We start from the raw sequence: 26,102 nt of genomic DNA on the forward strand, positions 1-26,102 counted from the left end.
GCAGTACCGACGTGATACCGACGTGCCGTTCGGTGGGTTAATGGGGTTAATGCCCGATCGCGGGCACCCCTTCGCAGGCGGCATGTTCGGGTTCGATCTCGATCACCGAATGGGCAATTCCGAAGCGGTCTACCAGCAGCGACTTCACCGCCAGGCGCAGGCCGTCATCCTGCCCGTCGGCCTGTACGATATGGGCCTCGAGCGCGGTTTCATGCTCCTGCATGTGCCACAGATGCAGGTGGTGCACGTCCACCACGCCGGGCAGGTCGCGCAACGCCTCCAGCACCTCTTCGGGGCCGGGCTCATCGGGGCTGCCCATCATCAGGATGCGGATGACCGGCATCACCTCGCGCCCGGCATGCCAAAGAATATACGCGGAAATTCCAAGGGTTACGAGCGGATCGACCAGTCGCCAATCGTACAGGAGGATCAGGGTCCCCGCCACGATCACGGCAACGGAGCCAAGCGCATCGGCCAGGTTGTGCAGGAAGGCGGCGCGGATATTCACGCTGTCCCGCGCCATCCGCAACGTCAGCAGCGCGGTGATCGAATCGACGATCAGCGCCAGCCCGGCGACGATCACCACGATCCAGCCCTGTACCGGTTCCGGCTCGATCAGCCGCGCGATTCCTTCGGCCGCCAGCCAGACCGACAGCACGATCAGCGTGGTGTAATTCACAAGCGCCGCAACCACTTCGGCTCGTCCATACCCGAAGGTCATCGCCGCATCCGCCGGCCGCCGCGCAATCCGCCGCGCCACCAACGCCAGCACCAGCGACACCGCGTCGGACAGGTTGTGGACCGCGTCGGCGATCAGCGCGAGCGAGCCCGAGATCACCCCCGCCACGATCTGTGCCAGCGTCAGCGCGAAGTTGACGCCGATGGCCAGCCACAACCGGCGATCCCCGCCCTCGGCGGGGATGTGGTGATGGTGGTGGTGATGGTGATCGTGCGGCATGGGATCAGGCTTGCACCCGGACGCCAAGGGGGATCAAGGCGCGAAACGTCACGCTTGTGTGTGGGATGCTCAGGCGGCCTCGCCCTCGACCGCGTCGATCTGGTTGCGATGGTCCAACTTGGCCTGAGCCGCCGTCACCAGAGCGCGGAACAGGGCGCGTTGGCGGCGGGCGTAGAACAGGTGTTCGGGGTGCCATTGAACGCCCAGAGCAAAGGGGTCGTGTACGGCCTCGACCGCCTGGATCATCCCTCCGGTATCGCGCGCCGCGACGCGCAGACCCTCGCCAAGTCGTTGAACGGCTTGGGAATGCAGCGCGTTCACCTTCATCTCTTCCGGTCCGGCGAGATCGACGAGACGGGTCTTGGGCAGCACCTTCACGGTCTTGCGCGGCAGGATCGTGCGGTAGCGGCGGCTGGTCTGATGGGTCGCATAGGCGTCCTGATCCAGCGTTCCGCCAAGCGCGACGTTCAGCATCTGCGCGCCGCGGCAAATGCCGAGGACCGGTTTGCCCGCCGCACGGGCCTCACCGACAAGGCGGCGCTCCAGCGCGTCGCGGGCCGGGTCCAGCCGGGCAGAGGTGACAAGTTCGCCGCCGTAGAGGTCGGGGGAGATATCGTCGCCGCCCCCGATGACGATACCGTCGACCTTGCTGATATCGGCGGGGCGACCGGCGCCCCAGCGGACGGCCCGGCCACCGGCCAGCCAGATATTCAGCGCGACAAGAGGAAAGATGCGCCACCCCGACCGGGCCGAGGTCGTGACGCCGATGACAGGCTTGCTCATGCCGCTTTCTCCGCCGGGATCAGACCGGCTTCGGCCAGGATGTCGCCCGTTTCTTCGGACCAGGACCGGGTCAGCGTCCGCAGCCCCTGGTGATCGTCCGTCCAGGCGCGCATGAGGCGGGTCAGAAGGCCCTCGTCGGCGGCCACCTGTTCGACCAGGCGCCAGCGATCCCATTCGCGGCGGAGGGTCCATTCGGGTTCGTCAATGCGGCAATCGGGCAGGCGGAAGTGAAAGGCCGGACGGGCCGAGACGGAGTTTTCCTCGCCAAGCGCGTTGGTCACCTTCTTTTCGTCGAGCCAGGCGAAAATAGGCAACATATCAAGGCCATAGTTCCGGCTGGGCGCGTTCTTGAGGTAGAGGTCTGCGGCAGCGTCGGGCGTGACGAAACCGGCCTCGCAGATCGCCTGCAACAGCTTGGTTGGGTAGGGATCGGTGAAGGGCAGGGCACGGCGGCTCAGGTCGATCGGGTCGGCACTGCGCATCCAGTCCTCGATCATCGCGTAGGCGATGAACGGGTAGGTGATGCCCTTCGCATCATTGCTGGCGATGGCGGGATTGAGGTGCAGGCCAAAGCCATAGGCCAGGCCCGCGCGGCTGCCCGTCGCGCCCGCCTCTTTCAGCGCGATGCGCAGGCGGTCGGCGTGGTGCAGCCCTTCCAGTGTCAGGGGTTCGGTCACGATTTCGACCGGGATGACCTCGCGCCCGGCATCCAGGCCGATCCGCTTGAGCATCGAGCTCTTGCCCTTGCGCAGCGCGGTATCGAGGTAGACGTCAAGCTTGCCGATGTCGCTGTCTTCGACGACCCAGTCATGGTCGTCCAACTGCCGCGCCGTTCCGTTCAGGCAGCGCGCCGTGACATTGGCCGCATCGGCCTCGGACAGGTCTGAGAATTCAATTTCGACACCGGTGCGGCGGGGGTTGCCCTCGTGATCGGTCTCGTTTGGAAGCGGGGAGAATGCGGGTTCAGACATCTGTCCTCTCTGTTGTCACAGAGCGCAACGCACAGACCCGTCATCTGGTTCCGAATTTCGGGAAATTCAGCTGGACCAATCGGTCCAGCGCGTTCATTCCAAACCGGCTTCGGCGGCGATTTCCCGGCGGCTTTTGCGTTGCCGTTCGGTCGCCGATTTCAGCTGACCGCAGGCGGCCATGATATCCTCGCCGCGCGGGGTGCGGATGGGCGAGGCATAGCCCGCCTTGTGCACGATGTCGGCAAAGCTTTCGATCCGGGACCAGTCCGACCGTTCATAAGGCGCGCCGGGCCATTCGTTGAACGGGATCAGGTTGATCTTGGCCGGAATGCCCGAGATCAGTTTGACCAGGCGGCGGGCATCGGCGTCGCTGTCGTTCACATCCTTCAGCATCACGTATTCAAAGGTGATCCGTTCGGAATTCGACAGGCGCGGATATTCCTTCAGCGCCTTCAGCAGCGTTTCGATGTTCCAGCGCTTGTTGATCGGCACCAGCTTGTCCCGCACCTCGTCGGTGGTGGCGTGGAAGGACACGGCCATCAGGCAGCCGATCTCCTCGGCGCAGCGGGCGATTTCGGGCACCACGCCGCTGGTCGACAGGGTGATCCGGCGGCGCGACAGGGAAATCCCCTCGCCGTCCATGGCGATCTTCATCGCGTCGCGGACATTGTCGAAATTGTAGAGCGGTTCGCCCATCCCCATCAGCACGATGTTGGACAGCAGCCGGGTTTCGTTCTTGGGCGCCCCCTGTTCGGGCCATTCGCCCAGATCGTCGCGCGCGACCATGATCTGGCCGACGATTTCCCCGGCGGTCAGGTTGCGGACCAGACGCTGGGTTCCGGTATGGCAGAACGAACAGGTCAGCGTGCAGCCCACCTGGGAGGAGATGCACAGCGTGCCGCGATCGGCCTCGGGGATGTAGACCGTTTCGACCTCGTGACCGCCGGCAATGCGCATCAGGTATTTGCGTGTGCCATCGGCCGAGACCTGTTTCGACACGACCTCGGGGACCTCGATGACGAAGGTTTCCGCCAGCTTGGCCCTGAAATCCTTGGACAGGTTGGTCATCTCCGCGAAATCGCGGACGCCCCAATGGTAGATCCAGGCCCAGATCTGGTTGACCCGCATCTTGGCCTGCTTGTCCGGCGTGCCCATGTCGATCAGCGCCTGGCGCAGGGCATCGCGTGTCAGGCCGACAATATTCGACAATCCCTCCGCTTCCTTGCGGGGGATCGTGAGGACATCCTGGGTAATCGGCGTTTGCGGCGCGTCGGTCATGGGGCGGGCTCCTGGTCGAAGCCTAGCCATATAGGGGATTCGAGGCACGTTGGAAACTCCCTGCCCGAATCCCCGCAGACCCATCGGCCAATTCGGACCGATGGTCTGTCTGCTGGCAGCGGCTGGCTTACTGGCAGCGGCTCTGGGCTTCGGTCACGGCGGCGGTGTAACCCACCAGCGAGAACGTGTCCTTCGTGGTGGTCCCGCGCGACGACCGGCCGGTCACAACCGCTTCGGCCCCGGCTTTCATCGAGGCGACGATCTGGCCGTCCTGCGCCTTGTTCTCGGGCCAGGCCCATTCGCCCTGGGTGATCAGCTCGTATTCGGTGCCGTCGATGTTCAGGTTGACGGTCGAACCGGGCGCGAAGGGATAGCCGCCGGTAAAGGTGACCTGAGCATCGACGCCCGCGCCGGGGCGGTAGAAGGTCATCAGCAGCATCTGCGACCGGGTCACGGTCACGACCTGCCCGTTGCGGGTGTTCACGGTTTCCTTCGGAGCGGCGACCGCCCAGCATTCCTTGGGATCGGCGTCTTCGTAGACGGCCCAATCCTCCTGCTCGCTGACGATGTTTTCGCTGACCTGCTGCGCGGATGCGGATCCGATGCCGGTCGCCATCATCAGGGTGGATGCGATCAGACCCAGCACGTATCGGGAATTCATATGTCCAGCCTCCAAGCTGTCCTTGCCTCTGTCTTGTCCCTGCGGCCTTGACGGCTGTCTTAGGAACGTCTCTGTCGACCTTGCTATAGTATTCGCATTTCTGCCAATGACGAAAGAGCGATTGGCGAATTTTTGCAGATGGAACGAAGCGATGACGACAGCCGTTGAAATGGCGCAAATCTGGCGCGGGGCAATCAAGGAAAGCGTACATATGGGCCACGCGGTCATATGCGACGCCAAGGGCCATGTCATCGAGGCCTGGGGCGACCCCGACCTGGTGATGCTGCCGCGGTCGTCCTGCAAGATGGTGCAGGCGCTGCCGCTGGTGGAAAGCGGCGTGGCGCTGGACGAACGGCAGCTGGCGCTTTCCTGCGCGTCGCATTCGGGCGCGGCCGTGCATACCGAGGCGGTGTCGCGCTGGCTGGCCGACCTGGGGCTGGGCGAGGCCGACCTGCGCTGCGGGCCGCAGGAGCCGGAGGACATCCCGGCGCGGAACGGTCTGATCCGCGCCGAAGAGGCACCCTGCCAGATCCACAACAATTGCTCGGGCAAGCATGCAGGGTTCCTGACGCTGAACCAGAAGATGGGCGGCGATGCGGAATACGTGAACCCCGATCATCCGCTGCAACTTGCGATCAAGGACGCGTTCGAGGACGTGACCGGCGAAACCAGCCCGGGCTACGGCATCGACGGATGTTCTGCCCCGAACTTCGCGACCTCGCTGTCCGGGCTGGCGCGCGCCATGGCCTTCTTTGCCAACGCCCATAGGCAAAGCGGTGTGCGGGCCGAGGCCGCGTCGCGTCTGACCGCCGCGATGATGGCGCATCCGTTGCTGGTGGCCGGGGAAACCCGGGCTTGCACCCGCCTGATGCGCGCGATGGATGGTCGGGCCGCGATTAAGACCGGGGCCGAGGCGGTGTTCGTTGCAATCCTGCCCGAACAGGGGCTGGGCGTCGCGCTCAAGATCGCGGACGGCACGACCCGTGCGGCCGAATGCGCCATCGCGTCGATCCTTGTCCGGTTGGGCGTTCTGGAGGCCGATCACCCCGCGACGCTTGAGCGGCGCAACGCGCCGATCCTCAACCGGCGCGGGATCGAAACCGGCATGATCCGTCCCGGAGAGGCCTTCGCCTGAGCCATCAGGCGCGGGTCAGGCCGCGCCGGTCAGGTCCTGTGCCAGCATCAGCGCATTCCCGTCGGGGTCATAGAAGGTCGCAGTGCTGACCATGCCCTCGATCACCTCGGTCGCGCCGTCGAACCGCACGCCCGCCTGTTCCAGCGCGGTGCGGGCGGTGTCGATATCGGCGATGCCGAAGACCGGCAGGCTGTTGCCCGGCGCGGGCTCTGCCTGTTCGCCAAGGCCGAGCGTGACGCCCTCCGTCTTGGTCTGAAGCTCGCTCCAGCCGGCGTCGTCGGCGTGGTAGATCAGGTCGAACCCCAGCATCTGCGCGTACCAGTCGGCACTGGCATGTCTGTCCCTGACGGAGATGGCAAAGGTGATGGTGTTTTCCAGGTCGACGACGGGCATTGGGGTTTTCTCCTGTCGGGAAATATATATACTATACTTTATGGACAAAGACGATCTTGTCAACCTGACTTCCCGGGCCTGGTCCCTGAACATCCTGGCACAGCTGCATGCGGGAACGCCGGGACGTCAGGCCACCCTGCTGACGGCCACCGGGGCCAGCCGCACGGCCTTTGGCCAGAGCCTGGCGCATCTGATCGAGCTGGGCCTGCTGGAGCGGAACCCGGGCCACGGCCACCCGCTGCGCCCGGAATTCCGGATGACGCCCAAGGGGGCGGAGGCGGCCGAGATGGCAGAGGCGATCCTGCGCGCCGGGCCGGACAAGCCGGAGGCCGCCTTGCTGCGCCGGGTTTGGACGGTGCCGGTTTTGTCGGTCTGCGTGTCCCCGCGCTATTTCAGCGACATCAAGCGCGACCTGCCGCCGATTACCGACCGCGCCTTGTCAGGCTGCCTGAAACAGTTGCGGGCCCGGAACTGGCTGTCGCGCGACACCGAAACGGAAAGCCACCCGCCACGGCCCGTCTACCGGGCCGCAAATGCGGGTCTCGAGATCGGAGAGGCGGTGCTGCGGCTGGCCTCGTGACACGACAAAGCCCCGCCGGTGAGGGCGGGGCTTCGCATCTTCGATACCGCAACGGATCAGTTGGTGCTGCTCAGCCCTTCCGGCTGACCGACCACGACGAAACGCAGCGCGTCGGCATCAAGGTAGCGGCGGGCCACGTCGTTGATCTGCTCCAGCGTGACCGCGTTGACCCGGTCGTTGCGGGTCGCCGGGTAATCCAGCGGCATGTCCTGGATCTGCATTCCCGCGATGATGTTGGCGATGCGGCCATTGCCGTCGAAGCGCAGGGGATAGGCGCCGGTCAGGTACTTCTTGGCGGCCTCCAGCTCCTCCTCGGTCACGCCCTCTTCGGCGATGCGGGTCCATTCGGCGCGGATCACGTCGATCGCGTCGCCGATCCGGTTGTTGGCCGATTGCACCTGGCCCATCCAGAGGTCGGAATAATCCTTGTCGACCAGAAAGGAATAGACGCCATAGGTCAGGCCGCGCTTTTCCCGCACCTCGGTCATCAGGCGGCTTTCAAAGCCACCGCCGCCCAGGATCGTGTTCAGCAGGTAGGCCGCGAAGAAATCCTCGTTTTTCTGGTCCAGCCCGGCATGGCCGAAGAGCGCCACGGATTGCGGCGTGTCGAAGGGGATGACGGTGACGCCACCGGTCAGTTCCGGTTCCACGTCCTCGGGCAGGGGGGCGCCGGTTTCGGGCAGATCGCCCAGCAGACGGTCGAGCAGGGTCGAAAGCTCTTCGGGTGTGATGTCACCCACGGCACCGACGTAAATGCGGTCCCGCGCCAGGGTATCGGCATGGGCCTGCACCAGGTCTTCGCGGGTCAGGGCCGCTACCGATTCGAGCGTACCGTTCAGCGAAGAGCCATAGGGATGATCGCCGAAGGCCATCTCGTCGAAGGCCCGGCCCGCAATGTCGTTGGGGTCCTTGGCGTCGGAGCGCAGGATCGACAGGACCTGCCCCTTCACCCGTTGCACCGCGTCATCGTCAAAGCGCGGATTGATCAGCGTTTCCCGCAGCAGATCGACCGACGCGTCGCGGTTTTCGGTCAGGAAACGGGCCGACACGGTCAGCGTGTCATCCCCGACATCGTAGTCGAAGGACGCCGCCAGGCTTTCCTTGGCGCGGGTGAAGGCCAGCGCGTCCATGTCGCCTGCGCCTTCCTCCAGCGTGGCGGTCATCAGGTTGACGGCCCCCCGTTTGCCGGGCTGGTCCAGCGATGCGCCACCGGCGAACCAGATCTCAAGCGCGGTGAAGGGGATGGAGTGTTCCTCGACCAGCCAGGCGGTGATGCCGCCGGGGGTCGTGACCTCCTGGATCTCGACCTCGGCCCGGGCGGGTAGGGCTGCCAGGACGGTCAACGCGAGGGGAAGCAGAAAACGGATCATTGGCTCACCTCCTCGGTGGCGTTGGACGTCGGTTCGGAGGATGCCGGTTCGGCGCGCGGCGGCAGCAGGTAGCCGGTGACGGATCGGTCGATGTTCAGCACGCTGTCCGCGGCGGCGAGGATCTGCTCCTCGGTGACGTTCTGCAGAATGTCGGGCCAGGCCTGGATATCCTCGATCGTCAGGCCCTGGGTCAGGCCGCTGCCATAGCGGCGCGCGATGCTTTGGACGTTGTCGCGGGCATAGATCTGCGACGCCTTCATCTGCATCTTGATCCGGTCCAGCTGTTCGCTGTCGATCCCGTCCTCGATGAACTGGGCAACGGTGTCGTCGAGCGCCTGTTCCGCCTCTTCGAGGGAAATGCCTTCGCTCGGTACGATGACAAAGCCGAAGGTCGTGTCGTCCAGGTTCGTCGCGCCGTAGTAGGCCGAGGTATAGACCGCCTTGTTCTGTTCGATCGCCAGCTTTTCGTTCAGGTAACTGGTCTGCCCGCCGCCCAGAAGTTCGGACAGCATCACCAGCGCGGCGGCCTCTTCCTGCGCACCGCTGTCGCGTTCGGGCGCCAGGTAGGTGCGGCTGACATAGGGCTGCGCCACGCGGGGGTCGCGGAAGGTCAGGCGCCGTTCCGCGGTCTGGAGCGGCTCCTCCGGGCGGGCACGTTCGGGCAGGTCGGGATTGGCGGGGATGGGCCCGTAATGCTCTTCGGCAAGGGTTCGGACCTCGTCGGGGGTGACATCGCCGGCCACGATCAGGATCGCGTTGTTGGGCGCGTAGAACCTATCGTAATACGCCATCGCATCTTCGAGGCTCAGCTGCTCCATCTCGTGGCGCCAGCCGATGATCGGCACGCCGTAGCGATGGTTGAGGTATTGCGCCGCCATGGCCTGTTCGCGGAACAGCGCCTGGGGCGAGTTTTCGGTCCGCTGGTTGCGTTCCTCGATGATGACCTCGCGTTCGGTCAGGATGTCGGCCTCGGTCAGGCGGATGTTGCGCATCCGGTCTGCTTCCATCGACATCATCAGCGACAGCCGATCAGCGGCGACGCGCTGGAAATAGGCGGTGTAGTCGAAGCTGGTGAAGGCGTTGTCGGTGCCGCCGTTTTCGGCGACGACCTTGGACAGCTCTCCGCTTTCCAGGTTGTCGGTGGCCTTGAACAACAGGTGTTCCAGGAAATGCGCCACGCCTGAGGTGCCGGGCGTCTCGTCCGCAGATCCGGCGCGGTACCAGACCATGTGGACGACGACGGGGGCGCGATGATCCTCGATCACCACGACGTCCATGCCGTTATCGAGCGTGAAATCGGTGACAAGCTCGTCGGCGGCGGTTGCGGGGAATGTGGCCAGAAGGGTCAGGGCGGTGGCCCAGGACATCAGGCGGGCCGGCAATGTCAGACGCATCCGGGATCCTTTGCTCGTTGGGGCGCGGCGGACGCGCCCGGGGCTGATCTGTCAGGATTCAAGATAGACGGGCGCGGGCCGCACGCAACAGCGCACGGCCGGATTGAAACCCGATTGACGATAGTTTGACCCGGTTGTGAGGGCGATCACTTGTTCGGCGGCGGGGCCGTTGGGGTCGGGGCCCCGGCATTGCGCCAGCGATTCTGCTCGGCGCGGGGATCGACGGACTGGTCCTCGTAGGCCGAGTAATATTCGTCGGCCCGGAAGATCTTGAACTTCAGCCAGCGCGATTTCCGGCGGCGGAATTCTTCGTCCTCGACGGCCAGCTTTTCGCGGATCGCCGGGTCCACACCGCCACGCGACGCGGCGGCGACAAGCGCGCCATCGGCGCTGGAGATACCGCGATCCTGCACTGCGGCGGCAGACCCGCCAAGTGCGACTACGGCGTCGGCCTGTGGCTGCTGGTCGGTGCGATTCCCTGCGCCGGGGGTCGGCGGGGGCAGTTCCGTCAGGCTGGGCGGGGCTTCCAGCGGTTTGCCGGGAACGATGGTGAATTCGTCCGGCCCGTTGGAGGTGTTGCGGATCTTGCGCAGCGTGATGTCACGCTCGTACCCGCCGCAGGCCGACAGACCCACGGTCGCGATCAACAGCATCGGTAACGCCAGGCGTTTCGGTGCGATCATTGCAGACCCCCATGACTTCTGGCCCCATGGTCTAGCTGATCCTGCGGGCGGCGTCACGTAGCTTTCTCCGCCGGCAGAAGGATCAGCGCCGCCGCGCCCGCGAAGATCGCGATATCCGCGACGTTGAACGCGTAGGGATTGACGAAGCCGCAACAGCTCATGTTCAGGAAATCGGCCACGGCGCCGTACAGAACACGGTCCACCACGTTGCCAAGCGCCCCGCCCACAAGCAGGCCGGCGGCTATCAGCCCGGCACGCCGGGGGCGTTCCTTGCTGACCCAGATCAGCACCCCGACCGAGATCACCAGTGCCAGGCCGATCAGGAACCAGCGGGCGATCGAGGTTTCCTGGGCGAAGAGGCCGAAATTCACCCCCGTGTTCCAGGCCATGCGCAGTTGCAGGTAGGGCGGAAAGACATCGATCATGCCTTTTTCGGCCAGACCCATCCAGTGGACGACAAGGTACTTGGTCGCCTGATCCAGCAGGAAGGTCCAGAATCCGGCCCAGAAAACAATGCGCATCCTGATCGTCACCTCAGTGCCGGAAATGGCGCATGGAGGTGAGGACCATGGCCAACCCGGCCTCGTCCGCGGCCTCGATCACCTCGTTGTCGCGCATCGAGCCGCCGGGCTGGATGACAGCCGTCGCGCCGGCCTCTGCCGCGGTCAGCAGACCGTCGGCGAAGGGGAAGAACGCATCCGACGCCACGACAGAGCCCTTGGTCAGCGGTTCCGACAGCTCAAGCGCCTCGGCCATGTCCTGGCTCTTGCGGGCGGCGATGCGGCAGCTGTCCACGCGGGACATCTGGCCCGCGCCGATGCCCACGGTCGCGCCGTCCTTGACGTAGACGATGGCGTTCGATTTCACGTGCTTGGCGACCTTCCAGGCAAACAGCATATCCGCCATTTCCTTGTCCGAGGGCGCGCGTTTCGTCACCACCTTCAGGTCGTCGAAATCGATATGGCCGGCATCCTTGTCCTGGACCAGCAGCCCGCCCGACACCTGGCGCAGGGTCAGCGCGGCGTATTTCGGATCGGCCAGGCCCGGCGCGGTCAGCAGGCGCAGGTTCTTCTTGGCGGCAAAGACTTCGCGGGCGGCCTCGTCGGCGCCCGGCGCGATGACCACTTCGGTGAAGATCTTGGCGATCTCCTCTGCGGTGTCGCCGTCCAGTGCTTCGTTCAGGGCGATGATGCCCCCGAAGGCCGAGGTCCGGTCGCAGTCGAAGGCGCGCATATAGGCCTCCCGCAGGGAGGACCCGCGCGCCACGCCGCAAGGGTTGGCGTGCTTGATGATCGCGCAGGCCGGACCGTTGGAGGGCAGGAATTCCGACACCAGTTCATAGGCGGCATCGGTGTCGTTGATATTGTTGTAGGACAGCTCCTTGCCCTGGTGCTGGGTCGCATTGGCGACGCCGGGGCGGTCCGATCCATCGGTGTAGAAGGCCGCGCTCTGATGCGGGTTTTCGCCGTAGCGCAGGGTCTGCGACAGGGTGCCGGCAAAGACCCGGCGGCGCGGCGCGGGTTCGTCGATGGCGGCGGCCATCCAGGTCGACACGGCCGCATCGTAGGCGCCGGTGCGGGCATAGGCGATCTGGGCCAGCTTCTTGCGGAAGGCCAGCGTCGTCTGGCCGTCATTGGCGCGCATCTCGTCCAGCAGGGGGCCGTAATCCTCGACATCCACCACGACGTTGACGAAGCCATGGTTCTTGGCCGCGGCGCGGATCATCGCGGGGCCGCCGATATCGATGTTCTCGATGCAGGTGTCGTAATCGGCGCCCTTGGCGACCGTTTCCTCGAACGGGTAGAGGTTCACGATCAGCAGGTCGATCGGCGCGATCCCGTGTTCTTCCATCGCGGCAACGTGGCTGTCATTGTCGCGCAGCGCCAGAAGGCCGCCATGCACGCGCGGGTGCAGCGTCTTGACGCGGCCATCCATCATCTCGGGAAAGCCGGTGACGTCGGCGACGTCGGTCACCTCCAGCCCGGCTTCGCGCAGCATGCCCGCGCTGCCCCCGGTCGAGAGCAGCTCGACCCCCATGCCGGCCAGGTCCTTGGCCAGATCGAGAAGCCCGGTCTTGTCCGAGACGGAAATAAGCGCGCGGCGAACAGGGGTGAGGTCGGTCATGTCGGTCGGTGATCCTTCAGTCGGCTATCAGAATGCCACGTCCATTCCGTCGCGGTTCAGGTCGCGGATCGAGATTGGCGTGTCCTGCGCCTTGGACAGCGACCAACGGATGCGGTTGGCATGCTCCAGGGCCCGGGACGACAGCACGATCTGCGTGGTCGCACGCGGCTTGAGGCGGTTCTTCTCCAGAAAGACGGAAGGTTCAAGGCGCAATTCGCCCTTTCCGTCATGGCGAAACACCCAAAGTTCGCCTGATTTCAGCGCCAGCGACACCGCGACGCCCCCCATGTCCAGCTGCGCCTCGACATCGGGGTGCAGGTGGAACCGGACCTGGTAGGGCAACCCCTTCAGTCCGGTTGCATCCAGCGCATGGTCGAATCGGCGCTTGGCGTCATCTTCCATCGCGATCAGAAGCTCTTCGCCCGCAACCGCGCGCCCGTCGAAGGTCAGTTCCAGCGTCCGGGCATGGGTCAGCCCGTGGGTCTTGAGGTATCCGTCATGCCCGCCCTGGAACCGCAGCCCGTCGGGCGCCTGGGTGATCCGCACCGGCACGCGGCGCGGGCTATCGACCAGGATCTCGACGTCGTTGTCGCTGCTGGGGCTGACACGGGCGCTGGACTGGCCCTGCAGGCACAGGGTCGAATGGCTGGGCGTGGCGCGGCCCGCGCGCTGCCAGTCAGGCCCGAAATAGGCGCCCGAGCCGCAATTGACGATCAGCGGCCTGCGGCCCGAGGTCAGCTCGAACGCGAGGGTCGAGGCATGCGCAGCGCGCGAGGCACGTCCCGTCGGGGGTGGCGCGGCATCGATGATCACGCTGGTGCGGCCGGCGGAGAGCCGGGCATAGCCCATCGACAGGCTTTCGGAATGGCCGTGGCGCACGCCGGAATTGGCCAGGGCATGATCCAGCCGCCCTTCGGCCCCGCGCCCGCCGCCATGAAACCGCGCCAGCCCGCCATCGGAATGGCGCAGCGTCCGCAATGTCGGGGCGATCCGTTCGATGGCTTGCAGGTGCTCGCGGCCCAGCGACATGTCCTGTTCGCTCAGCGCCGCCTCGGCCCAGGTGAGCAGGGTGAAGACAGCCAGCAGCTCTTCGGGATTGCGGGTCGGGATGCCGCCCTGATCGTCGATCTGATCGCGGCATTCCCGCTCCAGCCCGCGCAGGGCAGGGGCAACGCGGTCGGACATGCCCTGAAGCGCCAAACCGGCATAGATCAGCCCGCACAGCGCCTCGAACCGTGGCAGGCCCGGGGGCGCGGATTTCCAGCGGCGCGACAGGTACAGGGTCTGATGCGCAAGCGAGCGGTAGAAGGCGTCATGGGCCGCCTTGTCCTGCCCCCTGAGGATGAAGAACGCATGGTTGATCCAGCGGATCAGCCGTCGCCCGGTCAGGTCCGGCACCCAGCCCGGCCCGCTGCCCCGGCCGTAATGGTCGATCCATTCCCACAGCCATTTCTGCGCCCGCTGCCGCGTCGTGGCATCGGCCACGGCGGCCAGGTCGTCGAGCCAGGCAAAGCCGTGCAGGTCCGAGGTGAAGGCGCGTCCGGGCGATTCGAGCGCCCACAGATCGTCGCCGCCATCCTCGATCAGGTGACCGGCGAACAGGAAATTGCCCGCCACCAGCTGCCGACCACGGGCAAAAGAGCCGACGGTGCGTGGTTCGGGCTGGGACACGAATCCCGTCGCGGGTTTTGCAAAGGCAGTCCATCGGGCGACGACCCGATCAAGAAACCGGGCCCCGGTGGATGCTCGGGGGGGTGATTTGGTCATCCTGCCTGTCAGTCGGTCTTGGGGCGTCCAGGGGGACTCTATTGCGAAGTCGTGGCGGCGTCATCGAAAATTCGCCCCGGCGCGCGATTGTCGCGCTCCGAAGGGGTTACGCCGGTTTTTGCAGCACCGCGATATAGAACCCGTCCATCCCGCCGGCCTCGGGCCAGTAATCGGGGCGCAGGCGCAGCCCGCCTTCTTCGGTGATCCAGGCGGGATCAATGCCAGGACGGTCCAGCCCGCTGCGGTCGGTTGTCAGGCCGGGATGCCGCTCCAGCGCCTCTTCGATCTGCACCTCGCCCTCGTCGGGCAGCAGCGAACAGGTGCAGAAGACAAGCCGCCCGCCGGGTTTCAGCAGGCGGATCGCGTGGTCGATCATCTGCGTCTGCAGGTCGATCAGGGCGCCGAATTCGCTGCCATCCTTGGCATGTGGCAGATCGGGATGCCGCCGGATCGTGCCGGTCGCGGAACAGGGCGCATCCAGCAGGATCGCGTCCCAGCCGTCTTCGGCAAATTCCAGCGCGTCGCCGGTTTCGACCCGCGCGGTCAGCCCGGTCCGTTCGAGGTTGTCGCGCACCCGCTGCATCCGGGCATCGGATATATCCAGCGCCGTGACATCCGCCCCGGAGGCCGCCAGTTGCAGCGTCTTGCCGCCCGGCGCGGCGCAGAGGTCGAGGACCTTTTCGCCTTGTTTCGGGTCTAATATCCGTGCAGGCAGGGCTGCGGCGGCGTCCTGCACCCACCAGGCGCCCCGGTCGAACCCCGGCAGCGCCGTGACCTGCACCGCGCCATCGACGCGGATCGACCCGGTGGGCAGCACCGTGCCGCCGGTCTGGGCCGCCAGCGCCTCTGCCTCGGCCGGATCGCGCAGGGTCAGGTCCAGCGCGGCGCCCTTGGCATGGGCGGCCTCGCAGCCTGCAATCGCGGCCTCGCCCCAGGCCATGACCAGCGGCCCGCGCAGCCAGTCCGGCAATTGCGACGGCGCGCGATCGGCCCAGGCGGTTGGCCCGGCCTCTGACACCTTGCGCAGCACGGCGTTGACCATGCCCTTGGCGCGGTTGTGGCGGGGCATCGCGGCGACCTCGGTCACGGCGGCGTTGACGACGCCATGGGCGGCTTCTCCCACGCACAGCTCGTAGGCCGCGATCCGCAGCACGTTCAGCACCGGCAGGGGCGGGGTGCGCGCGACGAACTGGTCCAGCAGGGCGTCCAGCGGGTCGAGGTTGCGCAGAGTTTCCGTCACCAGGCGTTGCGCCCGGGCGCGGTCGGGGGCGTCCAACCGGCCCAGCGGCCCCTTGCGCCCGGTCAGGTCCGACAGCAGTCGTCCTTCGTCCAGCACCGCGTTCAGCATCTGGTTGGCGACCCGGCGCACGTCCGGGGCCGGGCCCTTGCCGCGCGGTTTGTCCTGTTTCTTGTGCCGATTGGGCGGGGGCGTCATGCCGCTCTCCTTGCCGGGGGATCAGGCGCGCCGTATATCATGCCATGGATCAGAAGGAACCCAGAGATGAGCGACACGCCTGAGACCCGCACCGATCTGCCCCCCGCCGCGCAGCGCGCCTTGGCCGAGGCCGAGGAACGCCGCAAGGCCGCCGAGGCCGAAGCCGCCGCCATGCCCAAGGAACTGGGGGGCCGCGATGGCCCCGAACCCGTGCGCTATGGTGATTGGGAGAAAAAGGGCCTCGCCGTCGATTTCTGACGGCATCGGACGACCCGGCGGCCCGGCGCGTTACCTGAGCGTCAGGTCCGCCCAATCCCCTGTGCCCTGGTCCGACCGGAACCGGATCACGTCGCCATCCCGCGCCACGCTCTGGCAATTGTGGTCGAAGGTCCGGTCCTTCCACGCCATGCTGCGGCAGAAATAACGCCCGTCCCACCTCCAGTCGCCGGTGACCGTCGCCCCGAAGGCGCGGCCCCGGATCTGACCGTCCGGCGTGACGTTCAGTCGTATCCCCAGGCGGGTCAGCGATTTCCCGGAAACCAGCGCGACAAAGCTCTGACGGTCGGTGACGGGCTCGAATCCGCTCGCCATGGCGGGCACGGCCAGCCAGGCAGCGATCAGGGGCGGGAGGAGGCGTTTGGCGATCATGCAGATCATACGCGCCACCCTCGCGCCCGGATCACGTTGCCGTCAGAAGTTCTGGAAGCCGCCGCCGGGGCGGATCACGGGCAACAAGTCAAAGACCCAGCACGTCCAGCATGTCGTATTCGCCCGGCGCCTTGCCCAGCGTCCACAGCGCCGCAGTCAGCGCGCCACGCGCAAAGAGGCCCCGGTCATCGGCGATGTGGCGCAGGATCAGCCGTTCGCCCGGCCCGGCAAAGATCACGTCATGTTCGCCCACGATGCCGCCGCCGCGGATCACGGCAAAGCCGATATCGCCCTGCTTGCGCGCCCCGGTGATGCCGTCGCGGCCCCGGTCCGACACCTCGTTCAGGTCGACGCCGCGCCCGTCCGCGGCGGCTTGCCCCAGCATCAAGGCGGTGCCCGAGGGCGCATCGACCTTGCGGTTGTGATGCGCCTCGACCACCTCGATGTCGTAGTCGGGGCCAAGGGCTGCCGCGACCTGCTTGGTGATCTGGGTCAGCAGGTTCACGCCCAGCGACATGTTCCCCGCCCGCACGATCGCGATATCGCCGCCGAAGGCCGACAGGGCCGTCAGGTCCTCGTCTGTGAAACCCGTCGTGCCGATCACATGCGCGGTGCCGGTTTCCGCGGCGGCGCTGGCAAAGCCCAGCGTGGCGGCGGGGGCGGTGAAGTCGATCACCACGTCGGCCGCGGCAAAGGCGGTGGCGGCGTCGTCGGTCACGGTGACCCCGGTTTCCGCGCCACCCAGGCACAGGCCCAGATCCTGGCCGATCCAGTCATGGCCCGGACGTTCGACCGCGCCGGTCACCTCGGCCTTGTCGCTCTGCCCGATCGTTTCGATCAGCATCCGTCCCATCCGCCCCGAGGCGCCGGTGATGGCGATTCTGGCCAAGTTGCTCATGTCGTCCGCTCCTTCTACGTCCCGCTTTGCTTATCCGTCCCGGCGCGGCTTGGCAAAGGGCGCGTGAACGACTAGATGCGAGGCATGAGCAAGAACCTTCATCATGACGGGGACGGTCCCTCTCAGCGTCAGCTGCGCGTCGGCGAAACCATTCGCCGCGCCCTGTCCGAGATCCTGCAACGGGGCGACGTCCACGATCCCGAGCTCAACCGCATGTCCATCACCGTGGGCGAGGTCCGTACGTCGCCCGACCTGAAGATCGCGACGGCCTTTGTCCTGCCGCTGGGCGGTTCCGGGCAGGATGTCGTCGTCGACCTGCTGGCCCGCAACAAGGGTGAACTGCGCCGCCAGATCGGCAAGAAGCTGGCGTTGAAATTCACCCCCGACCTGCGGTTCCGCTTGGACGAGACCTTTGACCGGATGGACGAGACCCGCCGCCTGTTCAACCAGGACAACGTGCGCCGCGATGTCGAGGATTAAGGCCCCATTCCGATGGTGTCTGATCCTTGTGGCCCTGGTCTTTGCAGGGCCCGCCTTGGCAGTTGAGTGCAGCGAGATGACCTTCGAGGACCGTGGCTATTCGGTCTGCAAGGTCGACACCGCCACGGACGAGCTTCGCCTGTTCCTCACCGATCCCGGCGGCACGCCCTATGGCACCTTCGACGCCGTGGATGCGCGGCTGGCGGGGCAGGGCAAGCAGCTGGCCTTTGCCACCAACGCCGGCATGTACCACGAAGACCGCAGCCCCGTCGGCCATTACCGCGAAAACGGGCAGGAGGTGCAGCGCGTCATCGCCAATGCCGGTCCGGGCAATTTCGGCCTGCTGCCCAACGGTGTCTTCTGCTTCGGTCCCGGCCGCGCCGAGGTGATCGAGACGAAGGCCTATCAGCAGCGCGACGTGGCCGATTGCCCCAATGCGACCCAGTCCGGCCCGATGCTGGTGATCGACGGCGACCTGCATCCCCGGTTCCTGGAAGACAGCACCTCGCGTTACATCCGCAATGGCGTCGGTGTCAGCGCGGATGGCAGTGCCGCCTATTTCGTGATGTCGGACAGTGCCGTCACGTTCCACGAATTCGGCCGCGTCTTCCGTGATATGTTGCAGACGCCCCAGGCGCTCTATTTTGACGGCAACATCTCGCGGCTTTATGCGCCGCAGATGAACCGCAACGATCTGGGGCGCCGCATGGGCCCCATTGTCGGCGTTGTGGTGCCTGCCTCCGGGGAGTGATCCCGGACAGGTGCCGTCGCGGCCGCAAACCCGGACTTCATTTGACCCCGGCGCTCGCGCGGGGTAGCCCGCTTGGGTCAAAAAAGAGGAACCTATGGCACGCAATCGCAAGGGACGCGACATTTCCGGATGGCTGGTGGTGGACAAGCCCGCCGGTCTCACCTCCAACGCTGTCGTCAACAAGGTGAAATGGGCCTTCAACGCCAAGAAGGCCGGCCATGCGGGAACGCTCGACCCCGAGGCCACCGGCGTGCTGGCCATCGCCCTGGGCGAAGCGACCAAGACCGTGCCCTTCGTGACCGATGCGCTCAAGGCCTATGCCTTCACCGTGCGCCTGGGCCAGGCCACCAATACCGACGACGCCGAGGGCGAGGTAATCGCCGAAAGCGATGCGCGCCCCACCGACGAAGAGATCGCGGCGGCGCTTCCGCCCTTCGTGGGAGAGGTGATGCAGGTGCCGCCCAAGTTCTCCGCCGTGAAGATCGACGGTCAGCGCGCCTACAAGATGGCCCGCGACGGCGAGGACGTCGAACTGGCGGCCCGTCCGCTGTGGGTTGAAAGCCTGCAGATGACCGGCCGGCCCGATGCCGATCACGTCGACCTGGAGTTGGTCTGCGGCAAGGGCGGCTATGTTCGCTCCATCGCCCGTGACCTGGGCGAGGCGCTTGGCTGCCATGGTCATGTCCGGCAATTGCGGCGGGTCTGGTCCGGCCCGTTCGAGGCCGCCGAGGGCGTGACCATGGACCGGATCGAGGAACTGGCCCGCACCGAAGACATCGACGCGCTGCTGATCCCCGTCGACGTGGCGCTGGATTGCATGCCCGAGGTCCGCGCGACCGACGAAGGCGTCGCGCGCCTGCGCAACGGCAATCCGGGTCTCGTGATCGCCAGCGACGTCGAATATGGCGAGGAATGCTGGGCCAGCCACGATGGCAAGCCCGTGGCGGTCGGCATCTTCCGCGCGGGCCAATTGCACCCCAACCGCGTCTTCAACCTCTGATCCATGATCGAGCGGCGCTTTCAGAAGGGCGACGCGGCCTCTGTCGCGCTCTATTCCGATTGCGAGGCCTATCGCTATGCGCTGACGCGGGAATGGGACCCGTCCGGCCGGAAGGTTCTGTTCGTCATGCTGAATCCGTCCAAGGCGACGGAGGTTCAGAACGACCCTACCGTGGAGCGTTGCGAACGGCGCGCCCGCGTGCTGGGCTTCGGCGCATTCCGCGTGACCAACATCTTTGCCTATCGCGCGACCGACCCGCGTGTGCTCAAGGCTCAAGACGCGCCGACGGGGCCCGAGAACGACCAGGTGATCCGCGACGGTGTCGCCTGGGCCGATACCGTCATTGCCGCCTGGGGCGCCCATGGCGATCACTTGGGCCGCGGTGCAGAGGTCGCGGCATTGCTATCGGGTCTTGGCTGCGCGCCGCAGCATTTCGGGCTCAGCAAGGCGGGCCACCCGCGCCATCCGCTCTACATTGCCTATGCCCGCCAGCCAGAGGCATGGATGCCCGCCGATATCGCCCGTCTGGCCCCTGATCCCTTGGGAACTTGTTAACCAACGGGGCCTTGTTTTGTTGACCGAAAGCGGCGTTTGGCCTTATGCCAAGGCTCTATCGGGGGCGATACCATGCTGTTTCTTGCAGGCCTTATGGGCATGATGCTGGTCGGTGCGACAGTGATTGTCGGCACCGGGGGCGACGACGATACCGAAAATGATCCGCAGGAACCCGCGGGTCAGGACGTCGGAAACGGCGATCTCCTGGATCAGATCGACGGCAGCATTCAGGCGGGCACACCCGACGCTGACGCCATGACCGGGACCGACGCGCTCGATCAGATGGGCGGCTATTCCGGCGATGACACGATCCTTGCAGGCGCTGATGGCGACTATGTAATGGGCGCCGATGGCGAGGACGACCTCGACGGCCAGTCCGGTGACGACGATGTCCATGGCGGCTACGGCGCCGATCTGGTCCAGGGCAGTTCCGGCGACGACGCTCTGTTCGGCCATATGGGCAAGGACCTGATCCTTGGCGGTGCCGGCGCAGACCAGATGCATGGCGGCGATGGCGATGACACGCTGAACGGCGGCAGCGGCGATGACGCGGTACATGGCGGGCTTGGCGATGACGGGGTCGAAGGTGGCGCTGGCCAGGATACGCTTTTTGGCGGCTGGGGGGATGACTGGCTGTCTGGCCTGACGGCCCGGTTGCAAGCCGAAGACGCCCTCGCCGAAGAAACTGCGGAAACCGATTTCCTCAACGGCGGCGGTGGCGAGGATACGGTGGTCGGTGGCGCCGGCGACATCGTGACGACCGGCGAGGGCGCGGACCAGGTCGTTCTGGGCGACTGGATCGGCCTCGATGACCCGTCGGCCACCCTGATGGATTTCGAAAGCGGTGAGGATCAGCTGATCCTCGTCTACAACGACGCCACGCAGTCCGACCCGGATATCCGCATCGACGCGGATGACGAATCGACCCGGGTGTCGATGAACGGCACGCTTGTCGCAACGCTGGTGGCAGGCACCAAGATCGACCTGTCCGACATCGCGCTGGTCCCTGAAAGTGCGGCGGATGCCTTCCTGTTCCGTGCATCGTGACCCGAAACACCGATTTTCAACGCTTTGTCAGCCGAATGGTAACGAATTTCCCCTTTCTTTTTGAACGGCGCTGCCCTATCTGAGCCGGATTGCCGGGGCCCTTGGGGTGCCGGCTGTCATCCTATCGGACCTTGCTGGACGACATCCCGGCTTGCGCCCGCCACCTTTTGACCAAGGAGACCCCGATGTCGATTACTGTCGAAGAAAAGACCCGCCTGATGAAGGAATACGCAACCAAGGAAGGCGACACCGGTTCGCCCGAAGTTCAGGTTGCCATCCTTTCGTCGCGCATCGCCACGCTGACCGAGCACTTCAAAGAGCACAAGAAAGACAACCACGGCCGCCGTGGTCTTCTGAAAATGGTTGCTCAGCGCCGGAAGCTGCTGGACTACCTGAAGGGCAAGGACGAAGCCCGCTACCAGGACCTGATCAAGCGTCTTGGCCTGCGCCGCTAATCCGGCCTCGTGGTCTGAGCATCAGCTTGGCACCCGAAACAGGATCACTGAACAACGAAGCGCCCGTTCCGACCGGAACGGGCGCTTTGCTTTGGCGGAAACGGGCGGACAGGACCGGCGTTGCGAGCCCTGGGGAAGGTTGGGGCCAGCCCCGCTGCCCGTGTTCAGCGATCGACTTGGGCTAACAGGTCTGCCTCATGCCGCCGCAGCGACCGTCGCGCCGGGGCGAACCCTCCCGCCTGCGCCTGCGTCTCGAGATCGGGGAACAGCGTCAGGATCTCGTCCCGCTGGCCGCGATCCATCGACCCCAGCATGTAATCGCCGGGCTGAAAGCTTTCGGACCACGCGCCGTCGCCCAGGATGATCTCGTGCCGTTCGAACATCAGGTGCACATAGGTGGCCGGGCCGCTTTCGACGCTCTCGAAACCGGGGCTGCCCACCATGTGATGCGCGGCGACCAGAACCTCGGCCTCGCCAAACAACATCTGCGCGGTGTGGCTGAAGATCAGCACCCGGTGGTTCGGGCTGACCACCGTGTCACGCACCGGCGCGACGCCGTTCAGCGCCCCCGCCCGGATCCGCACAGGGCGCAGTTCCGGTAGAAGCGTCAATTGCTCCTGGGTCAGCGTGACCTGCCCCGACCAGACGACGCGCTGCACGCCATTGTCTCGGGTCAAAACGCGGTCGCCGGGCTGGATCAGTTCGACCGGGCAATCGCCGCCGATCGTGGTGATGATCGTGCCGGCGGCAAAGCAGGGCACGTCGCAGGCCTCGTCGTCCCGATCCTTGTCGTGGTGGTGCCCATGACCATGGCCGTGGTGATGCCCATGGTGATAATGCCCATAGTGATGGTCGTCATGCCTGTCCCACAGGTCGTAGACGATCTTTTTCTTGGTGTGCAGCACGTAGGCCAACACGTTGAACGGGTCGAATTTCATGGTCATGGGGGTCCTTCCAGGTGGGTCGAGCAGACAAGGGGATACCGGTCCGCCGGGGCAGCCGGCGGTGGCAGGAGGGTGGCGATCAGGCGATTGGGTCAGGTCACAGGAGGCGTCGGAAGATCTCCCCGGCCTCGTCGTCCAACGGCGCCGACGCGGTCTGGCCGACCAGCACGTAGGCGGTGTTGTCGATCTGGAACACGGCCGAGTTCAGCCGGGCCGAATCCCGCGGAATCGGCGTCATTGTCCGGGTCTCGTCCACGCGCACCGCGTAGATTGACAACAGGCCATTGTCTGCGGTCGACACCGCGATCTCGATGCTTGGCCCGAAGGGCGACGGGTAGACCTGCACGTCCTGAAGGCGCCAGCCCTCGGGCAAGGCCGGGATGCGGATGCCGGTGGCGCGGGTCAGTTCGGCCGGGTCGATGGCGCTGTGTTCGACCTGTGACACCATCGCCAGGCGCAGGCGGCTGTTGGAATGCGCCTCTGCCGCCAGTTCGATCAGCGAATCCATTCCGTCCTGCGCCGACAGCGACTGTGCCCCCCGCATCAGGTTGTCCACGCCGAGCCCAAGGGCAAAGGCCGCCAGCGCCGCCGCGATTGCCGGACGCCAGGCGCGGCTGCGGGGCGGGGCTGCGGCGGGCAGGTGTCCGGCCTCGGGCAGGGCGCGCCGCAACAACGCCAGCTGTGCGCGGTTCTCGTCAAGTTGACGGGCAAGGTCGGTATCGGTCGCGGCCCGGGCCTCCAGCGCGGCGGCGCGGTCGGCGTCCAAGTGACCGTTCAGATAGTCGTAGATTTCGGACAGGGGGATATCGTCACGCTGCGTCATCGGTTCAGCCCTTGCGTTTCATCGGAATGACCTGGGATGCGTCATCGGTTTCTAGCGCCCTGAGGCGGTCCCGCGCCCGTCCCAGGCGCGAGGTGAGGGTGCCCATCGGGATGTTCAGCAATGCGGCGGCCTCGGCACAGGATCGACCCTCGATCGCCACGAGGTAGAGCGCCGCGCGCTGTTCGGGCGGCAGGGTGAAGAACGCCGCCCGGACCTCCGTGACCCGCATGTGCAGGTCCTGCGATCCTTCGCTCAGCTTCGGGGTCATCTCGGCCAGGGCGGCCTCGCGCCGGGCCGAGGCCTGCGCGCGGCGGCGCCCGTCGATGAACCGGTGGCGCAGGATGGTCATCAGCCAGCCGCGCAGGTTGCCATCCTCGGACCGGGTGTCCGCCTTTTCATACGCCTGAAGGATCGTCTCCTGCACCAGGTCTTCGCTATCGGGGCCGTTGCGCGTCAAGGCGCGGGCCCGGCGTCGCAGCGGGACCAGGTGGTCCGAGATATCGAAAGGGGGTTTGCTGGTCATGATACCCGGTCAGACGACGCCGATCCGGGGTTTTATCCCGGCAGCACGAAAAAATTTCCCCCCGACCGGCATTCTCTGCCGAGACGGCCATTTCCCGCAAGCTGTGCTTTCCAAAAGGCGTTTTTTCCTGTATGCGCCGCGCATCTGAGACGTAACGCTCCGGCCCCCGGCGTTGTGCAAGAGGATTGGGGGCGGCGGCAATGGGGCCGCCATGCAAACGGGAGACGCGGCAGGGGCCGCGAGCGCTCCCTCAAGGATACGATAGATGTTTAACGTAACGACGAAAACGATGGAGTGGGGCGACGAAACCCTCACCCTCGAAACCGGTAAGGTTGCGCGCCAGGCAGATGGCACGGTGATCGCAACGCTCGGCGAAACCTCGGTCATGGCCAACGTGACCTTCGCCAAACAGCCCAAGCCCGGCCAGGATTTCTTTCCGCTGACCGTGCACTACCAGGAAAAATACTATGCCGCGGGCAAGGTGCCTGGCGGCTTCTTCAAGCGCGAGGCCCGGCCGACCGAAAAGGAAACGCTGACCGCGCGCCTGATCGACCGCCCGATCCGCCCGCTCTTCGTGCCTGGCTTCAAGAACGAAGTGCTCGTCATGTGCACCGTTCTGTCCCACGACCTGGTCAATGACCCGGACATCGTGGCGATGATCGCAGCCTCGGCCGCCCTGACCATCTCGGGCGCTCCGTTCATGGGCCCGATCGCCGGCGCTCGCGTCGGTTTTGTCGATGGCGACTACGTGCTGAACCCCTCCGTGGACGACATGCAGGGCCTGCGCAACAACCTCGAGCAGCGTCTCGACCTGGTTGTCGCCGGCACCAAGGACGCCGTCATGATGGTGGAATCGGAAGCCTACGAGCTGACCGAGGCCGAGATGCTGGGTGCCGTGACCTTCGCGCACGAACAGATCCAGCCGGTGATCGACCTGATCATCTCCCTGGCCGAGGAATCCGCGAAAGAACCGTTCGACTTCACCCCGCCGGATTACTCCGACCTCTATGCGGCCGTGAAAGCCGCCGGTGAAGACAAGATGCGCGCGGCCTACGCGATCACCGACAAGCAGGAACGCACCTCTGCCGTTGGCGCCGCCAAGGAAGAGATCATCGCGAGCCTGACCGAGGAACAGCAGGAAGACGCGAACCTCGGTTCCGCGCTGAAAAAGCTGGAATCCACCGTCCTGCGCGGCTCTGTCGTGAAGGAAGGCAAACGGATCGACGGTCGTGCCCTGGATCAGGTCCGTCCGATCGCCGTGGAAACCGGCCTGCTGCCCCGGACCCACGGCTCGGCACTGTTCACCCGCGGGGAAACCCAGGGTCTGGTCGTGACCACGCTGGGTACCGGCGATGACGAACAGTTCATCGACGCGCTGCACGGCAACTTCAAATCCAACTTCATGCTGCACTACAACTTCCCGCCCTATTCGGTCGGCGAGGTTGGTCGTGTTGGCTCCCCGGGCCGTCGTGAAATCGGCCACGGCAAACTGGCATGGCGCGCCCTTCAGGCCGTTCTGCCCGCTGCCACCGATTTCCCCTACACGATCCGCATCGTGTCCGAGATCACCGAATCCAACGGCTCGTCCTCCATGGCGTCCGTCTGCGGTGGCTCGCTGTCGATGATGGATGCCGGTGTGCCGCTGAAGGCCGCCGTGGCCGGTGTGGCCATGGGCCTGGTGCTGGAAGACGACGGCTCCTACGCGGTCCTGACCGACATCCTGGGTGACGAAGACCACCTGGGCGACATGGACTTCAAGGTGGCCGGCACCGAAGCAGGCATCACCTCGCTCCAGATGGACATCAAGGTCGCCGGCATCACGCCCGAGATCATGGAAAAGGCCCTCGCCCAGGCGAAAGAAGGCCGGATGCATATCCTCGGCGAGATGAACAAGGCCCAGTCCGGCGTCGGCGAATTCTCGGCCCACGCGCCGCGGATCGAAACGATGCAGATCCCGACCGACAAGATCCGTGAAGTGATCGGCTCGGGCGGCAAGGTCATCCGCGAGATCGTCGAAGTGTCCGGCGCCAAGGTCGACATCAACGACGAAGGCATCATCAAGATCGCCTCGCCGAACGGTGACGCCATCCAGAAGGCCTATGACATGATCCACTCGATCGTGGCAGAGCCGGAAGAAGGCCAGATCTACAAGGGCAAGGTCGTGAAGATCGTCGATTTCGGCGCCTTCGTGAACTTCTTCGGCAAGCGCGACGGCCTGGTGCACGTGTCCCAGATCGAAAACCGCCGCCTGAACCATCCCTCGGATGTTCTGAAGGAAGGCCAGGAAGTCTTCGTGAAGCTTCTGGGCTTCGACGATCGCGGCAAGGTCCGCCTGGCGATGAAGATGGTCGACCAGGAAACCGGCACCGAAATCGCCAAGGAAGACGCCGCAGACTGATCGCAAGATCCCCTGCAGTGACAGGAACGGGCGGCCCCAGGGTCGCCC

At 65.7% G+C, this 26,102-nt stretch carries 28 protein-coding genes; 10 read left to right on the forward strand and 18 right to left on the reverse strand.

Features of this window, described 5'->3' with window-relative positions:
• Positions 1-46: 46 nt before the first annotated feature.
• From ATO9_RS00990 to ATO9_RS01010, 5 genes are all read right to left on the reverse strand, one after another.
• Positions 47-958 carry a cation diffusion facilitator family transporter gene (locus ATO9_RS00990; protein WP_043743862.1) on the reverse strand — a complete coding sequence of 304 codons (912 nt, stop codon included), beginning with the start codon at positions 956-958 and terminating at the stop codon, positions 47-49.
• A gap of 69 nt (positions 959-1,027) precedes the next feature.
• Entirely contained in the window at positions 1,028-1,741 is a 714-nt protein-coding gene (locus ATO9_RS00995; protein WP_043743865.1) for a gamma-glutamyl-gamma-aminobutyrate hydrolase family protein, read from the reverse strand.
• Entirely contained in the window at positions 1,738-2,712 is a 975-nt protein-coding gene (locus ATO9_RS01000) for an amidoligase family protein (protein ID WP_043743867.1), read from the reverse strand. Before ATO9_RS01000 ends, ATO9_RS00995 begins: the two co-directional genes overlap by 4 nt.
• Before the next feature lie 93 nt (positions 2,713-2,805).
• On the reverse strand, positions 2,806-3,990 hold the full coding sequence (gene rlmN, locus ATO9_RS01005; protein ID WP_043743869.1) for a dual-specificity RNA methyltransferase RlmN: 1,185 nt from the start codon (positions 3,988-3,990) through the stop codon (positions 2,806-2,808).
• A gap of 127 nt (positions 3,991-4,117) precedes the next feature.
• On the reverse strand, positions 4,118-4,651 hold the full coding sequence (locus tag ATO9_RS01010; protein WP_081979403.1) for an invasion associated locus B family protein: 534 nt from the start codon (positions 4,649-4,651) through the stop codon (positions 4,118-4,120).
• Positions 4,652-4,802: 151 nt separating this feature from the next.
• On the opposite strand from ATO9_RS01010, the gene ATO9_RS01015 reads away from it, so the two are divergent.
• Positions 4,803-5,786 carry an asparaginase gene (locus ATO9_RS01015; protein ID WP_043743871.1) on the forward strand — a complete coding sequence of 328 codons (984 nt, stop codon included), beginning with the start codon at positions 4,803-4,805 and terminating at the stop codon, positions 5,784-5,786.
• A gap of 15 nt (positions 5,787-5,801) precedes the next feature.
• On the opposite strand, the gene ATO9_RS01020 is transcribed toward ATO9_RS01015, so the two are convergent.
• On the reverse strand, positions 5,802-6,179 hold the full coding sequence (locus tag ATO9_RS01020; RefSeq protein ID WP_043743874.1) for a VOC family protein: 378 nt from the start codon (positions 6,177-6,179) through the stop codon (positions 5,802-5,804).
• A gap of 40 nt (positions 6,180-6,219) precedes the next feature.
• Here ATO9_RS01020 and ATO9_RS01025 point away from each other — a divergent pair, with 40 nt between their 5' ends.
• Complete coding sequence (locus ATO9_RS01025) at positions 6,220-6,759, forward strand: winged helix-turn-helix transcriptional regulator (RefSeq protein ID WP_043743877.1); 540 nt, start codon at positions 6,220-6,222, stop codon at positions 6,757-6,759.
• 56 nt (positions 6,760-6,815) lie between these two features.
• Here ATO9_RS01025 and ATO9_RS01030 read toward each other — a convergent pair whose 3' ends face one another.
• The 7 genes from ATO9_RS01030 to ATO9_RS01060 all read right to left on the reverse strand — a co-directional run bounded on the left by ATO9_RS01030 (position 6,816) and on the right by ATO9_RS01060 (position 15,532).
• On the reverse strand, positions 6,816-8,129 hold the full coding sequence (locus ATO9_RS01030) for a M16 family metallopeptidase (protein WP_043743880.1): 1,314 nt from the start codon (positions 8,127-8,129) through the stop codon (positions 6,816-6,818).
• Entirely contained in the window at positions 8,126-9,496 is a 1,371-nt protein-coding gene (locus tag ATO9_RS01035) for a M16 family metallopeptidase (protein ID WP_420329707.1), read from the reverse strand. Before ATO9_RS01035 ends, ATO9_RS01030 begins: the two co-directional genes overlap by 4 nt.
• A 173-nt stretch (positions 9,497-9,669) precedes the next feature.
• A complete protein-coding gene (locus ATO9_RS01040; RefSeq protein ID WP_202902080.1) occupies positions 9,670-10,206 on the reverse strand; it encodes a DUF3035 domain-containing protein in 537 nt (178 codons plus the stop codon).
• A gap of 53 nt (positions 10,207-10,259) precedes the next feature.
• Positions 10,260-10,727, reverse strand: a complete 468-nt coding sequence (lspA, locus tag ATO9_RS01045) for a signal peptidase II (protein ID WP_043743887.1) — start codon at positions 10,725-10,727, stop codon at positions 10,260-10,262.
• Positions 10,728-10,740: 13 nt separating this feature from the next.
• Positions 10,741-12,330, reverse strand: coding sequence for a bifunctional phosphoribosylaminoimidazolecarboxamide formyltransferase/IMP cyclohydrolase (gene purH / locus ATO9_RS01050; RefSeq protein WP_043743889.1), 1,590 nt, complete (start codon positions 12,328-12,330; stop codon positions 10,741-10,743).
• A 27-nt stretch (positions 12,331-12,357) separates the two neighbouring features.
• A complete protein-coding gene (locus ATO9_RS01055; RefSeq protein WP_043743891.1) occupies positions 12,358-14,097 on the reverse strand; it encodes a heparinase II/III family protein in 1,740 nt (579 codons plus the stop codon).
• 106 nt (positions 14,098-14,203) lie between these two features.
• A complete protein-coding gene (locus ATO9_RS01060; RefSeq protein WP_081979404.1) occupies positions 14,204-15,532 on the reverse strand; it encodes an RsmB/NOP family class I SAM-dependent RNA methyltransferase in 1,329 nt (442 codons plus the stop codon).
• 66 nt (positions 15,533-15,598) lie between these two features.
• On the opposite strand from ATO9_RS01060, the gene ATO9_RS01065 reads away from it, so the two are divergent.
• Entirely contained in the window at positions 15,599-15,790 is a 192-nt protein-coding gene (locus ATO9_RS01065; RefSeq protein WP_043743893.1) for a DUF1674 domain-containing protein, read from the forward strand.
• 30 nt (positions 15,791-15,820) lie between these two features.
• Here the strand turns inward: ATO9_RS01065 and ATO9_RS01070 are convergent, their stop codons facing one another.
• Together ATO9_RS01070 and dapB are read right to left on the reverse strand one after the other, a co-directional pair.
• Positions 15,821-16,180: a dihydrodipicolinate reductase gene (locus ATO9_RS01070; protein WP_043745418.1), complete on the reverse strand. Its 360-nt coding sequence runs from the start codon at positions 16,178-16,180 to the stop codon at positions 15,821-15,823.
• An 88-nt stretch (positions 16,181-16,268) separates the two neighbouring features.
• Complete coding sequence (dapB, locus tag ATO9_RS01075) at positions 16,269-17,078, reverse strand: 4-hydroxy-tetrahydrodipicolinate reductase (RefSeq protein WP_043743895.1); 810 nt, start codon at positions 17,076-17,078, stop codon at positions 16,269-16,271.
• A gap of 84 nt (positions 17,079-17,162) precedes the next feature.
• On the opposite strand from dapB, the gene rbfA reads away from it, so the two are divergent.
• From rbfA to rpsO, 6 genes are all read left to right on the forward strand, one after another.
• A complete protein-coding gene (gene rbfA, locus ATO9_RS01080) occupies positions 17,163-17,558 on the forward strand; it encodes a 30S ribosome-binding factor RbfA (RefSeq protein WP_043743898.1) in 396 nt (131 codons plus the stop codon).
• Between the two features lie 76 nt (positions 17,559-17,634).
• Positions 17,635-18,309 (forward strand): phosphodiester glycosidase family protein, encoded by a 675-nt coding sequence (locus tag ATO9_RS01085; RefSeq protein ID WP_238318646.1) that lies wholly within the window; start codon positions 17,635-17,637, stop codon positions 18,307-18,309.
• A gap of 94 nt (positions 18,310-18,403) precedes the next feature.
• On the forward strand, positions 18,404-19,309 hold the full coding sequence (gene truB / locus ATO9_RS01090; protein WP_043743904.1) for a tRNA pseudouridine(55) synthase TruB: 906 nt from the start codon (positions 18,404-18,406) through the stop codon (positions 19,307-19,309).
• 3 nt (positions 19,310-19,312) lie between these two features.
• Positions 19,313-19,864, forward strand: coding sequence for a DUF1643 domain-containing protein (locus ATO9_RS01095; protein ID WP_043743907.1), 552 nt, complete (start codon positions 19,313-19,315; stop codon positions 19,862-19,864).
• 72 nt (positions 19,865-19,936) lie between these two features.
• Positions 19,937-20,911: a calcium-binding protein gene (locus tag ATO9_RS01100; protein ID WP_043743912.1), complete on the forward strand. Its 975-nt coding sequence runs from the start codon at positions 19,937-19,939 to the stop codon at positions 20,909-20,911.
• A 185-nt stretch (positions 20,912-21,096) separates the two neighbouring features.
• Positions 21,097-21,366 (forward strand): 30S ribosomal protein S15, encoded by a 270-nt coding sequence (gene rpsO / locus ATO9_RS01105; protein WP_043743915.1) that lies wholly within the window; start codon positions 21,097-21,099, stop codon positions 21,364-21,366.
• Between the two features lie 164 nt (positions 21,367-21,530).
• On the opposite strand, the gene ATO9_RS01110 is transcribed toward rpsO, so the two are convergent.
• From ATO9_RS01110 to ATO9_RS01120, 3 genes are all read right to left on the reverse strand, one after another.
• Positions 21,531-22,310, reverse strand: coding sequence for a Hint domain-containing protein (locus tag ATO9_RS01110; protein ID WP_052418018.1), 780 nt, complete (start codon positions 22,308-22,310; stop codon positions 21,531-21,533).
• 97 nt (positions 22,311-22,407) lie between these two features.
• Positions 22,408-23,133 (reverse strand): hypothetical protein, encoded by a 726-nt coding sequence (locus ATO9_RS23310; RefSeq protein WP_052418019.1) that lies wholly within the window; start codon positions 23,131-23,133, stop codon positions 22,408-22,410.
• A gap of 4 nt (positions 23,134-23,137) precedes the next feature.
• Positions 23,138-23,656: a sigma-70 family RNA polymerase sigma factor gene (locus tag ATO9_RS01120; protein ID WP_043743917.1), complete on the reverse strand. Its 519-nt coding sequence runs from the start codon at positions 23,654-23,656 to the stop codon at positions 23,138-23,140.
• Positions 23,657-23,921: 265 nt separating this feature from the next.
• On the opposite strand from ATO9_RS01120, the gene pnp reads away from it, so the two are divergent.
• Entirely contained in the window at positions 23,922-26,054 is a 2,133-nt protein-coding gene (gene pnp / locus ATO9_RS01125) for a polyribonucleotide nucleotidyltransferase (RefSeq protein WP_043743920.1), read from the forward strand.
• Positions 26,055-26,102 lie beyond the last annotated feature (48 nt).

The organism is Pseudooceanicola atlanticus (genome assembly GCF_000768315.1).
Classification (GTDB): Bacteria; Pseudomonadota; Alphaproteobacteria; order Rhodobacterales; family Rhodobacteraceae; genus Pseudooceanicola; species Pseudooceanicola atlanticus.